General features: G+C 68.8%; 11 protein-coding genes. 5 read left to right on the top strand and 6 right to left on the bottom strand.

What is annotated here, in order from left to right:
* Positions 1 to 54: 54 nt before the first annotated feature.
* Positions 55 to 960 carry a TIGR01777 family oxidoreductase gene (locus tag AC5W54_RS13500; RefSeq protein WP_495962602.1) on the bottom strand — a complete coding sequence of 302 codons (906 nt, stop codon included), beginning with the start codon at positions 958 to 960 and terminating at the stop codon, positions 55 to 57.
* Between the two features lie 147 nt (positions 961 to 1107).
* On the opposite strand from AC5W54_RS13500, the gene AC5W54_RS13495 reads away from it, so the two are divergent.
* From AC5W54_RS13495 to phrB, 3 genes are all read left to right on the top strand, one after another.
* Complete coding sequence (locus AC5W54_RS13495; RefSeq protein ID WP_495962601.1) at positions 1108 to 1488, top strand: sirohydrochlorin chelatase; 381 nt, start codon at positions 1108 to 1110, stop codon at positions 1486 to 1488.
* Between the two features lie 122 nt (positions 1489 to 1610).
* Entirely contained in the window at positions 1611 to 2525 is a 915-nt protein-coding gene (locus AC5W54_RS13490) for a MerR family transcriptional regulator (RefSeq protein WP_495962600.1), read from the top strand.
* 11 nt (positions 2526 to 2536) lie between these two features.
* A complete protein-coding gene (phrB, locus tag AC5W54_RS13485; protein ID WP_495962599.1) occupies positions 2537 to 3955 on the top strand; it encodes a deoxyribodipyrimidine photo-lyase in 1419 nt (472 codons plus the stop codon).
* A 41-nt stretch (positions 3956 to 3996) separates the two neighbouring features.
* Here the strand turns inward: phrB and AC5W54_RS13480 are convergent, their stop codons facing one another.
* Positions 3997 to 5874 (bottom strand): putative bifunctional diguanylate cyclase/phosphodiesterase, encoded by a 1878-nt coding sequence (locus AC5W54_RS13480; protein ID WP_495962598.1) that lies wholly within the window; start codon positions 5872 to 5874, stop codon positions 3997 to 3999.
* A gap of 229 nt (positions 5875 to 6103) precedes the next feature.
* On the opposite strand from AC5W54_RS13480, the gene fabA reads away from it, so the two are divergent.
* Entirely contained in the window at positions 6104 to 6619 is a 516-nt protein-coding gene (gene fabA, locus AC5W54_RS13475) for a 3-hydroxyacyl-[acyl-carrier-protein] dehydratase FabA (protein WP_495962597.1), read from the top strand.
* A 13-nt stretch (positions 6620 to 6632) separates the two neighbouring features.
* Entirely contained in the window at positions 6633 to 7850 is a 1218-nt protein-coding gene (gene fabB, locus AC5W54_RS13470; protein ID WP_495962596.1) for a beta-ketoacyl-ACP synthase I, read from the top strand.
* A gap of 81 nt (positions 7851 to 7931) precedes the next feature.
* On the opposite strand, the gene AC5W54_RS13465 is transcribed toward fabB, so the two are convergent.
* The 4 genes from AC5W54_RS13465 to AC5W54_RS13450 form a co-directional block, all read right to left on the bottom strand.
* Positions 7932 to 8693 (bottom strand): lysophospholipid acyltransferase family protein, encoded by a 762-nt coding sequence (locus AC5W54_RS13465; protein ID WP_495962595.1) that lies wholly within the window; start codon positions 8691 to 8693, stop codon positions 7932 to 7934.
* Entirely contained in the window at positions 8690 to 9583 is an 894-nt protein-coding gene (locus AC5W54_RS13460) for a sugar nucleotide-binding protein (RefSeq protein WP_495962594.1), read from the bottom strand. The genes AC5W54_RS13465 and AC5W54_RS13460 overlap by 4 nt, the downstream gene beginning before the upstream one ends.
* A 53-nt stretch (positions 9584 to 9636) precedes the next feature.
* The gene (locus AC5W54_RS13455; RefSeq protein ID WP_495962593.1) at positions 9637 to 10254 is read right to left on the bottom strand and encodes a single-stranded DNA-binding protein; all 618 of its coding nucleotides are present in this window, start codon (positions 10252 to 10254) and stop codon (positions 9637 to 9639) included.
* Between the two features lie 81 nt (positions 10255 to 10335).
* Complete coding sequence (locus AC5W54_RS13450) at positions 10336 to 11730, bottom strand: MFS transporter (protein ID WP_495962592.1); 1395 nt, start codon at positions 11728 to 11730, stop codon at positions 10336 to 10338.

Below are 11730 nucleotides of genomic sequence, written 5' to 3'. Positions count from 1 at the left end.
CAAAGGACCTCCTCTTCGGCCTGTCCCCGTCGCCCCTCTCCCGGCGGGAGGGCATCAACCCAGGATATCGGCCAGGGCCTCGTCGAGGGTCGGGAAGCGGAACTCGAAGCCGGCATCGAGCAGCCGTTTCGGGCGCATGTCGGCGCCGGTCAGCAGCAGCCGCGACATCTCGCCGAAGGCGGTCTCCAGCACGATGGCCGGGACCGGGATGATCGCCGGGCGGCCCAGCTGCTTCGCCAGCACCCGGGTGAACTCGGCATTGGTCACCGGATGCGGCGCACTGCCGTTGAAGGGCCCCTCGAGTTCCTCGTTGTCGAGCAGGAAGAGGATCGCCCGCACCAGGTCCTCGCGGTGGATCCAGGGCATGAACTGCGAGCCATCGCCGAAGCGCCCCCCCAGCCCCAGCTTGAACGGCGGCAGCATCTTCTGCAGGCTGCCGCCGCCGGCGTCGAGCACCAGTCCGGTACGCAGGATCGCCACCCGGGTGCCAAAATCCGCCGCCTCGCTGGCGACATCCTCCCAACGCTTGCACAGGCGATGGGCGAACTCGTCGTGGGGTAGCGTCTCCTCGGTCACCTCCCGGTCGCCCTGATCGCCGTAGTAGCCCAGTGCCGACCCGGAGACCATGACCCGCGGCGCACTCCCGCGGCTGGACCCCAGTTGCTCACAGAGCATCACCAGGTCGCGGGTGATGTTGACCCGGGAATCGATCAGCCGCTTCTTCTGGTCATCGCTCCAGCGACGCGCGGCGATGGACTCACCGGCCAGGTTGACGATGGCATCCGGCGGGGTGTCGACGAAGTCCAGCACCGAACGACGAACGTCGGTACCACTCGGCAGCCGGTCCCGCACCCGATCCGGCTCCCGGGAAACCACCAGCAGGCGATGCCCGGCTTCCTTCAGCCGCTGACACAGTCGCTGCCCGACAAAGCCGCTCCCCCCGGTGACCAGCACTCGCATCGTGGATCCCTCCTTTCGCGCCGATGAGTTATACAGCCGTTGTACACTTCTGCTAGTCTAGCTGAAAAGTCCTTCAGTTGCGCGTGCCTGCGATGCCCACGCGCCCTGACGCTCGTCCACGACTCTCGATATCCGGAGGCCCCTGGCATGTCCTACGCCCTGATCCTGCTCGCTCACGGTTCCAGCGACCCTCGCTGGCGAGCGCCTTTCGAACAGCTGGCCGATGCCCTGGCCCGGCGCCTGGAGACCCCGCTACGGCTCGCCTACATGGAACTCAGCGAACCCACCCTGGAAACCACCGTGGCCGAGCTGGTCGCAGCGGGTGTCGAACGCGCCGAGATCCTGCCGCTGTTCTTCGCCGCGGGGCGGCACCTGCGCAAGGATGTTCCCGGGCAGGTCGAGGCCCTGGCCGAGGCCCACCCCGGTACCGACCTGCGCCTGCTGCCGCCGGTGGGCGAGCACCCGGCCTTCGTCGAGGCCCTGGCCGCCGTGATTGCCGAGCAGGCCGGAGAACGCCCCGCCGGGTGATAGGAACGGGCGGATAGCCGGCACCATGTTGTACATTGACAATGACTTGTACAAAATCAGCCCTGGACTCCGGCCGCCCTGACACCGGCGGGGCAAGCGATCAGCAAGAGGCACAACCGCCCATGAGTGACAAGGCGACCCATCCGGCCGACACGCCGCTCTACCCGATCCGGGAAGTCTCCCGGCTGACCGGCGTCAACTCGGTTACCCTGCGGGCCTGGGAGCGCCGTTACGGACTGATCCGCCCCTGCCGTACGCCCAAGGGACACCGCCTCTACGCCCGCGACGACATCGAGCGCATCGAACGCATTCTGCAGTGGCTCAACCGTGGCGTGCCGGTCAGTCAGGTCCGGGAGCTGCTCGAGCAGCCCGAACCGGTGGAGTCACCGGCCCCCTCCGCAGGCGACTGGCCGAGCCAGCGTCGTCAGCTGGTCGCGGCCCTGGAGGCCTTCGACCTGACTCGGCTGGAAACCCTGTTCAACCAGAGCCTGGCCCTCTATCCGGTGACCACCTGCATCGCCGAACTCTGGCAGCCGGTGGTCCGCGAACTGGAAGAGCGCTGGGACCACCAGCTCGGCGCCCTGCTCCAGCGTCGCACCCTCGAAGCCTTCCTGCGCACCCGCATCGGCACCCGGCTCTATCATGCCAACCAGGCCGCCGCCGGCCCGCTGCTGCTGCTCGGCCTGCTGCCGGAAGACCCCGGCCCGCTGTGGATGCTGCTGGCGGCCCTGACCGCGAGCGACCAAGGCTACCGGGTGCAGCTGTTCGATGCCCCCCTGCCGTTCACCGAGCTGCCGCTGGCCATGGAGCGCTTCCACGCGGCGGCCCTGCTGCTGACCAGCGGCAAGGCCGAGCGCGCCGACCTGATACGGCGCCAGCTGCCGCGTCTGGCCGAGCAACTCGACGTGCCCCTGGCCCTGTGTGGCCCGGTCGCTCGCATCCGGGCCGCCGAGCTGGGCCCGAGCCGGGTCGAGGTCCTGGGCGATGACCTGCCCCAGGCCGTCGCCCGCCTGGGTTCGCTGATCCGGGATAGTTGAGCCTTCGCCCCATGCCCGCCCCCGTCCTTGTCTGGTTCCGCAGCGACCTGCGCGTCCACGACAACCGCGCCCTGGCCGCCGCCGCCCATCAGGGGCCGGTGGTCGCGGTCTTCCTGCGCTGCCTGCCCCACTGGCAACGCCACGGCCACGGCGCCAACAAGCTCGACTTCTGGGCCCGCGGCGTGGCCGCACTCAAGGCGTCGCTCGAGGGGCTCAACATTCCGCTGCTGCACCGGGAGCTCGACGACTTCGCCGAGGCCCCCGCGGTGCTGCTGGCCATGGCTCGACAGACCGGCGCCCGGACACTGCATTTCAACCACGAATATCCGCTCGATGAGGTGCGCCGCGACGAGGCGGTGATCGGTGCCTTCGAGTCCGTCGGGCTGGCGGCTCGAGGCCATCACGACAGTGTCGCCTTTGCCCCCGGCGAACTGCTCACCGGCAAGGGCGACCATTACGGCGTCTTCACCCCTTTCGCCAAGGCCTGGCACCGGCGGCTCACCGCCGATCGCCTGGTGCTGTCCGAGACACCACCGCCCCAGGCGACCATGCCCCTCGGGTCCGACCCGCTGCCCGGGCTCCCCGAGCTCGACGACACCCCGGTCGGCGGCCGGCTCTGGCCCGCCGGCGAGGGGCCGGCCGCCGACCGCCTGGAGCGCTTCCTGCGCTTTCGCGGCCGCCACTATGCCCGCCAGCGCGATTTCCCGGCGATTCGCGGCACCAGCGAGCTCTCGCCCTACCTGGCGTTGGGCATGATCTCCCATCGACAGTGCCTGCAGGCGGTGCTGGCCGAGAATGACGGTGACCTTGCCGCGGGGGATGCGGGCCTGGTGGCCTGGGTCAATGAGCTGGTATGGCGGGAGTTCTACCGCCATGTGGTCGTGGGCTTTCCCCGGGTCTGTCGCCATCGTGCCTTCCAGGCCCACACCGAAGCGCTCGCCTGGCGCGACGACGCCGCCGGCTTTCGCGCCTGGTGCGAGGGCCGCACCGGCTATCCCATCGTCGATGCGGCCATGCGCCAGCTGGTGACCACCGGCTGGATGCACAACCGGCTGCGCATGATCACCGCCATGTTCCTCGCCAAGCACCTGCTGATCGACTGGCGACGCGGCGAGGCCTTCTTCCTGCGCCACCTGATCGACGGCGAGTTCTGTGCCAACAACGGCGGCTGGCAGTGGGCCGCCTCCACCGGCACCGATGCCGCGCCCTACTTCCGCCTCTTCAACCCCACTACCCAGTCGCAACGCTTCGACCCGGACGGCGCCTTCCTTGCCGAGTGGCTGCCCGAGCTCGCCGGGTTGCCGGCGAAGGCTCGCCATGCGCCGCCCCGGGAGCCGATCGGCGGCGTCGCCTACCCGCCCCCCATCGTCGACCACCCAGCCGCCCGGGCCCGCGCCCTGGACGCTTTCAAGGCGCTCAAGACGGACTGATCCCCCGGGAGACATGGCCATGCTTCGGACGCCCACCCAGGCTAGGCGGTCGCGGTCGCCTCCGCCGCCACCCGCGCGCCTGGGGGCGAGCCCCCGGCCGAGTCGTGATCCTGCCACTGCGCCTCGAGCATCGCGGCGGGCAACGGGCGAGCATAGAGGAAGCCCTGCACCAGCGAACATCCCGCTTCCTGCAGGAAGTCCCGCTGGGCGACCGTTTCCACCCCCTCGGCGATCACCTCGAGCTCGAGCCCCCGGGCCATGGCCAGCACCGCGCCGACGATGGCCGCGTCGGCCCGGTCATCGGGCAGCGCCTTGATGAAGGCGCGGTCGAGCTTGAGCTTGTCCAGCGGCAGCTTCTTGAGGTAGCCCAGCGACGAGTAACCGGTCCCGAAGTCATCGATCGCGATGGGGTGGCCACGCTCACGCAGTACACCGAGGCGCGGGGCGATATCGCCGGCCCGCTCGTCGAGCAGCACCGACTCGGTGATCTCCAGGCCGAGCAGGCGCGCCGGTATGCCGTGCCGGGAGAGTCCCGCGGCCAGTGCCGTCTCCAGCTCGCCCTGGAACATCTGCAGCGCCGAGACGTTGATCCACACCGGCACCTCGGGCATGCCGAGGCGCCGCCAGTGCGCCAGCTGCGCCAGCGCCTGATCGATCACCCAGTTGCCCAGCGAGGCCATGAGGCCATGGCGCTCGGCCAGCGGGATGAAGTCCGCCGGCGAGATCATCCCGTCCCGCGGGTGGCGCCAGCGCAACAGCGCCTCGAGCCCCACCAGGGCGCCGTCCGCCAGGTGGTGCTGCCCCTGGTAGTGAAGCTCCAGCTGGGTGCCGGTCGCCAGGGCATTGCGCAGCTCGTTGACCAGCCCCAACTGGGGGCTGTCCTGCATGTCCAGGGCCGGCCGGAAGCGCTGGCTGTGATTGCGGCCGTGGCGTTTGGCGGTATAGAGGGCCGATTCCAGCCGCTGGAATAGTACGCCGGACTCGCGGCCGTCCTCGGGGGCCCGGCAGCTGCCGATGGTCAGGCCGAAGCGCAACGAGTGCCCCTCGATCTCGAAGGGCTCGCCCAGGTGGGCCTGGAGACCGGTGATCCAGTTGTCATGGTCGTCGAAAGTGGTGGTGCGAATCACCATGAACTCGTCGCCGCCGAGGCGCCCCACCACGCCACCGGCGACATGCCCCGCGAGTCGCTGACCGAAGCGTGCCAGCAGCCGGTCACCCACCTCCACCCCCAGGCCATCGTTGATCGACTTGAAGCCGTCGATGTCGATCAACGCCATGTCCAGGCTCTCGCCGGCCCGCAGGTGGCGCAGCCGGGAATCGAGCAGGTCATGCAGGCGACGGCGGTTGGGCAGGCCGGTAAGCGGATCCTCGAAACCGATGCGGCGCAGGTCCCGCTCCCGGGCCTTGTGCATCGAAATGTCGGTGAACAGACAGACATGGTGGGTGACGCGACCCTGCTCGTCGCCCACGGCCCGAACTCGCAGCCATTCGGGATACTCGTCGCCATGCTTGCGACGGTTCCAGATCTCCCCCTCCCAGCGCCCGGTACTGCGCAGGGTCTGCCAGTAGTGCTCGAAAAAGGCCTTGTCGTGGCGCGGGGCGGAGAGGGTCGTGGCATTGCGTCCGCGCACCTCCTCGGCGGTATAACCGGTGATGCGGGTGAAGGCGGGATTGACCGCCTGGATGCGGTTGTCGGCATCGGTGATGATCACCCCGTCCTCCGACAGCGCCAGGGCATCCTCGCCCAGACGGGCGCGCCGGTGTTCCTGCCGCACCTGCCGCCAGGCATCCATCAGGCCGAGCACCACCAGGGAAGCGGCCGCCAGTCGCAGGGCGACACCAGGCAGCCAGACACTCGCCGACAGGGCGGCCAGGCCGATCCAGAGCAGGGGGCGATTGAGCGAGAAGGCTGGCCACATGGAGGAAGGCTCGGCTCGGACTGATGGGGTATCGCGCCTGGCGCGGGTGGTCACGTTTCAGCCGATATCGGCCGACGACCGCATAACTGTAACCCGGGATGGGCCCGCGGGATTCAACGCCGGCGACCCGACGTGCATTCCCGGGCCACGGACAGTAGACTAGGCGGGGCCGCCAGGGCGGCAGCCTGCCGCTTGCGGCCACAACAATTTCGACTCTCGGAACGACTCAGTGACCAAGCAACACTCCTTTGATCGCGAAGAACTGCTGGCGTGCTCACGCGGCGAGCTGTTCGGCCCGGGTAACGCCCAGTTGCCGGCCCCCAACATGTTGATGCTCGATCGCATCACGCGCATCTACGAAGATGGCGGCGACCATGGCAAGGGCGAGTTGATCGCCGAACTCGATATCCATCCCGACCTGTGGTTCTTCGACTGCCACTTCCCCGGCGACCCGGTGATGCCCGGCTGCCTGGGCCTCGATGCCATGTGGCAGCTGGTCGGCTTCTACCTGGGCTGGCTGGGCCACCCGGGGCGTGGCCGGGCACTGGGCTGCGGCGAGGTCAAGTTCACCGGCCAGATCCTGCCCGATGCCGAGAGGGTCACCTACCGCATCAACATCAAGCGCATCATCACCCGGCGCTTGATCCTCGGCATCGCCGACGGCACCGTATGTGTCGATGGCCGCGACATCTACCAGGCCAATGACCTGCGCGTCGGCCTGTTCACCTCCACCGCGAACTTCTGATCAGGAGGCTTCCATGCGACGAGTGGTAGTCACCGGCCTGGGCATCGTGTCCTGCCTGGGCAACGACCGGCAACAGGTTCTCGAGGCGCTCAAGGCCGGGCGCTCAGGTATTCGCTTCAAGGAGGAGTACGCCGAGTGCGGCTTTCGCAGTCAGGTGGCCGGTGTCGTCGACATCGACCTCGATCCCCTGATCGACCGCAAGCTGCGCCGCTTCATGGGGGATGCCGCGGCCTATGCCTACGTCTCCATGGCCCAGGCCATCGAGGACGCGGGCCTCACCCCCGAGCAGGTCTCCAACGAGCGTACCGGCCTGATCGCCGGCTCCGGCGGCGCCTCCAGCGCCAACCAGGTGGAAGCCGCCGACGTGATGCGCGAGAAGGGCCTGCGCCGGGTCGGGCCCTACCGGGTGACCCGCACCATGGGCAGCACCGTGTCCGCCTGCCTGTCCACCCCCTTCCGCATCAAGGGCGTCAACTACTCGATCTCGTCGGCCTGCGCCACCTCGGCCCACTGCATCGGCAGCGCCATGGAACAGATCCAGATGGGCAAGCAGGACGTGGTCTTCGCCGGCGGCGGCGAGGAGGAGCACTGGACGCTGTCGTGCCTGTTCGATGCCATGGGGGCCCTGTCGACGCACTACAACGATGCCCCCGAGAAGGCCTCTCGCCCCTATGACCAGGCCCGTGATGGCTTCGTCATCGCCGGCGGCGGCGGCATGCTGGTGCTCGAGGAGCTCGAGCACGCCAGGGCCCGCGGCGCGAAAATCTATGCCGAGGTGACCGGCTACGGCGCCACCTCCGACGGCCACGACATGGTCGCACCCTCCGGCGAGGGGGCGGTGCGCTGCATGCGCCAGGCGCTGGCCACGGTGGATGGCAGCATCGACTACATCAACACCCACGGCACCTCCACACCGGTGGGCGATGTCGCCGAACTCAAGGCGATCCGTGAGGTCTTCGGCAGCAAGACCCCGGCGATGAGCTCCACCAAGTCGCTGACCGGTCACTCTCTGGGCGCCACCGGCGTGCAGGAGGCGATCTACTCGCTGCTGATGATGGAGAACGACTTCATCGCGGCCTCCGCCAACGTCGAGACGCTGGACGACCAGGCCGACGGCTTCGATATCGTCACCACTCGGCGCGACGGCGTGAGCGTCGAACGCGTGCTCACCAACAGCTTCGGCTTCGGCGGCACCAACGCCTGCCTGGTGCTGGAGAAGTTCCGCGACTGACGAGTTCGTCGCCAGCGGCCGAGATGCAAGAGGCGCCCCGATGGGGCGCCTCTTGCGTCGTGACAGCGGGCGATCGGTGGGTCAGGCCGTCGGCTTCTCGGCAACGGGCGAATCGGCCGACGCCGGCCGCGGCACCTCGGAGATCTCCGCCAGCCGCGCCTCGATCCACGCCTCCACCTCGATCAGCACCTCCTCGGGCGTGCGCCCCACGGTCTCGATGGGGTCGCCCACCACCAGCGAGAGCCGCCCGGGGTTCTTCACCCAGTGCCGGCCCGGCCAGCGCTCGCCGGCGTTGTGCGCCACCGGCACCACCGGCCTCCCCGCCCGACAGGCGATCACTGCCCCGCTCTTGTTGTAGCGCTTGCGGTTTCCCGGCGCTACCCGGGTGCCTTCCGGGAAGATCAGCACCGAGAGCCCCTCCTCCAGGCGTGTCTTGCCCTGGGTGAGCACCTGCTTCATCGCCCGGGCCGGCCTCGAGCGATCCAGGGCGATGGGATGCAGCAGGCGCAACCCCCAACCGAACAGCGGGATATTGAGCAGCTCGCGCTTGAGCACCGTGCACACCGGCGGCTTGATCAGCTGCAGGTAGATCGTCTCCCATTCGCACTGGTGATTGGCCAGGATCACGCAGGGTCCGGTGGGCAGCCGCTCGCGGCCGCGAACGTCATAACGCACCCCGCAGGCCAGCCGGAACCAGGCGATGATGAAGTGGTTGTAGAGGTTGAGCAGCCGATAGCGCTTGGGCAGCGGCAGCAGGGGGGCCACCGGCAGGAACAGGACCCCGCAGACCAGCATGGCCAGGAAGTAACCGGCATAGAACAGCAGGCTGCGCAGGACGTTCATGACCTCTCCTCGACCTCCGTGCCGGGGCGACAGCGGTCGTTGGCGCGGCACCAGGCATCCAGCATGCGACCCAGCTCCAGCCGCCAGGGTTTCTGGTGCACGCCGAACACCGCCAGAACCCGCCGACAGTTGAGCACCCGGCGCAACGGCTGATCATGATGGTGGTGGAGCGCCTTGACGCTGCCCAGTTCGAGGTGTTCGCCGCGCCCCTCCAGCCGGGTCGCCAGTTGGGTGCGCACCATGGAGACGAAGGTATAGGCACTGACCGGCTCGGTACCGGCCAGATGGTAGCTGCCCCAGGCATTGGCACCGCAGTGCTGCTGCTGCAGCATGCCGATCAGCGCCATGGCCACGGCATCGGCCGAGGTCGGGCAGAAGGTCACGTCGGACTCGCCACGCAGTTCCCGGCCGGCCACCAGAGTATCGATCAACTCACCCAGCCAGGCACTACTGCCTTCCAGGGCGAACAGCGGCCCCAGCCGCACGATCAGGTGACGCGGATGCTCGGCGCGGATACGGTCGCCGGTGGCGACCAACCGGCGCAGACTCTCGTCACGCGGCGCAGGGATGACATCCTCGTCGATCGGCGCCTCGAAGCCATCCTCGTAGAGCTGGTCGGAGACGCACCACACCAGGGGGACATCGGCCACTCGGCAGGCCTCCAGGCACGCCTCCACCGCCTCGGCATGGGCGGTGACGGCGGCTGGCTCGGCGCTGATCGGCCGTGCCAGCGGCGGGATCACCAGGGCGTCGGGGGCGATCTCCTCGAGTCGGCCCTCGCCGAGCGCAAGCCCGGCCTCGATGACCAGTTCGGTGTCGCTACGCCGGTTGGCTTCCCGGGCCAGCGCCAGGCTCAGGCAGTGGCCGGCATCGAGTATCAGCAGCTTCACGGCGTCTCCTTCGGTGCCCGACGCCACCGGGGCATCAGGGCCGATTCACTCACTCAGAACGGGATCTCGTCGTCGAAATCATCGAAGCTGCCCGGGTCGGGAGCGCCATAGTTGCCCTGCTGGCCGCCACCCGGCTGGGGGGCCGGTGCGGGCTGAGGGGCCGGGCGCTGCTGCGGCCGACCGCCACCGTAACCGCCGCCCTGCTGAGCCGCAGTGCCACCGCCCGGCTGGGCCGCGTTGCCGTAGCTTCCCCCCTGGGGCTGCTGCTGTGGAGCGCCCTGATAGCCGCCGCCCTGCTGCTGGGCCATGCCCCCCCCCTGAACATCACCACCGCCACGGGAGTCGAGCATCTGCATGTCGTTGGCCACGATCTCTGTGCTGTAGCGATCCTGGCCGTCCTGCCCCTGCCACTTGCGGGTCTGCAGACGCCCCTCGATATAGATGCGCGAGCCCTTCTTGAGGTACTGCTGGGCGATCTCGGCCAGCTTGTTGAACATCACCACCGTGTGCCATTCGGTGCGCTCCTGGCGCTGGCCGCTCTGGCGATCCGTCCAGGTATCGGTGGTGGCGAGACGCAGGTTGGCGACCGGGCTACCGGAAGGCATGAAGCGCACTTCCGGATCCTGCCCCAGATTACCGATGAGAATGACCTTGTTGACGCCACGGGCCATGATGGACTCCTTGCTGTCGTGAATTCGTGATGCTGTGGTATCGGTGGCGCGTCAGGCGCCCTATCTCGGATCATACGCCGCTCAGGCGTCGCTGTGGCCCCTTCGTGACTCGATCAACTTCGCCAGCGCCTCCTCGTCGAGGCGCTGGCGATCCACCTTGAGGTAGGCCAAGCGCTCCTCGGGCACCACCAACACGTCCTCGACCCCGGCCACTTCGGCGAGATGGGCCATCAGTGTCTCCAGCGCATCGCCATGGTGCTCGCCCTCCAACGCCACCACCTCGCTGGAGAGGTGGCGTGGCGCCGCCATGCCGGCCATCAGCGCCAGCCATACCAGGCCGAGCAAGGCTCCGCCGAGGAAGACCGCCGACAGCCCCCACTGCTGGGCGAGGAAGCCACCCAGCACGCCACCGAGGAAGGCGCCGAGGAACTGACTGGTGGAGTAGATCCCCATGGCGGTCCCCTTGGCGCCGGCCGGGGCCAGCTTGCTGAGCATCGACGGCAGGGTGGCTTCGAGCAGGTTGAAGGCGGTGAAGAACAGCAGCAGCCAACCGAACAGCCCCCACCATCCCGAGGCAAGGCCCGCCAGCCCACCGAGGCTGAGGGTAATGGCCACGATCGCCAGCAGGCACATCGCCTTCATCTGACGCTGCTTCTCGGCGACGATCACCAGCGGCACCATGGCGGCGAAGGCCAGCACCATGATCCCCAGATAGGTCAGCCCGTGACGCTCGAGCTCGATGCCCGCCTCCACCAGGCGGAACGGCACGGCGACGAAGATCGCCATCAGGATCAGGTGCAGGGCGAAGATCGATAGGTCCATCCGCCACAGGTCGCTGCGGACGACGACCGCCCGCCACTGGTCGCGGTCGAGCCCCACGTCGCGGTGACGCAGCCGACGCGGCGCCGGCGGCACCAGCTTCCATAGCACCGCGAGCCCCAGCACGGCGAGCAGCGCGGTGAACCAGAACACCGCCGACAGCCCGAGCCACGCCGCCAGCCAGGGGCCCAGCACCATGGCCACGGCGAAGGCCACCCCGATGGAGAGCCCGATGGTGGCCATGGCCGCGGTGCGGACCTGCTCGCGGGTCTGGTCGGCGAGCAGCGCCATGATCGCCGCGGCCACGGCCCCGCTGCCCTGCAGGCAGCGCCCCAGGATCACCCCGCCGATGGTGTCCGCCTGGGCGGCGACCACGCTGCCGAGCAGGAACAGCAGCAAGCCGCCGGCGATCACCGGCTTGCGCCCCAAGCGGTCAGAGAGCAAGCCGAAGGGGATCTGCAGCACGGCCTGGGTGAGCCCGTAGACTCCCAGCGCCAGGCCCACCAGCAGCGGCGTGGCGCCGGCCAGGGCATCGGCATACAGCGCCAGGACCGGAAGCACCATGAACAGCCCCAGCATGCGCGTGGCATAGAGGCCGGCAAGGCCGGCGATGGCACGCCGTTCGGTGGCTAACAGCAGTCCAGTGACCTTTCGCAT

This window comes from Halomonas sp. LMYGS-3 (genome assembly GCF_059509875.1).
The sequence above is the reverse complement of the archived record's forward strand: the minus strand, read 5'-3'. Positions and strand labels throughout refer to the sequence as shown.

What these genes read in the sequence shown, in the direction of transcription:
- AC5W54_RS13500 (WP_495962602.1), bottom strand. Translation starts at nt 960, where the DNA reads ATGCGAGTGCTGGTCACCGGGGGGAGCGGCTTTGTCGGGCAGCGACTG.
- AC5W54_RS13495 (WP_495962601.1), top strand. Translation starts at nt 1,108, where the DNA reads ATGTCCTACGCCCTGATCCTGCTCGCTCACGGTTCCAGCGACCCTCGC.
- AC5W54_RS13490 (WP_495962600.1), top strand. Translation starts at nt 1,611, where the DNA reads ATGAGTGACAAGGCGACCCATCCGGCCGACACGCCGCTCTACCCGATC.
- phrB (WP_495962599.1), top strand. Translation starts at nt 2,537, where the DNA reads ATGCCCGCCCCCGTCCTTGTCTGGTTCCGCAGCGACCTGCGCGTCCAC.
- AC5W54_RS13480 (WP_495962598.1), bottom strand. Translation starts at nt 5,874, where the DNA reads ATGTGGCCAGCCTTCTCGCTCAATCGCCCCCTGCTCTGGATCGGCCTG.
- fabB (WP_495962596.1), top strand. Translation starts at nt 6,633, where the DNA reads ATGCGACGAGTGGTAGTCACCGGCCTGGGCATCGTGTCCTGCCTGGGC.
- AC5W54_RS13465 (WP_495962595.1), bottom strand. Translation starts at nt 8,693, where the DNA reads ATGAACGTCCTGCGCAGCCTGCTGTTCTATGCCGGTTACTTCCTGGCC.
- AC5W54_RS13455 (WP_495962593.1), bottom strand. Translation starts at nt 10,254, where the DNA reads ATGGCCCGTGGCGTCAACAAGGTCATTCTCATCGGTAATCTGGGGCAG.
- AC5W54_RS13450 (WP_495962592.1), bottom strand. Translation starts at nt 11,730, where the DNA reads ATGCGAAAGGTCACTGGACTGCTGTTAGCCACCGAACGGCGTGCCATC.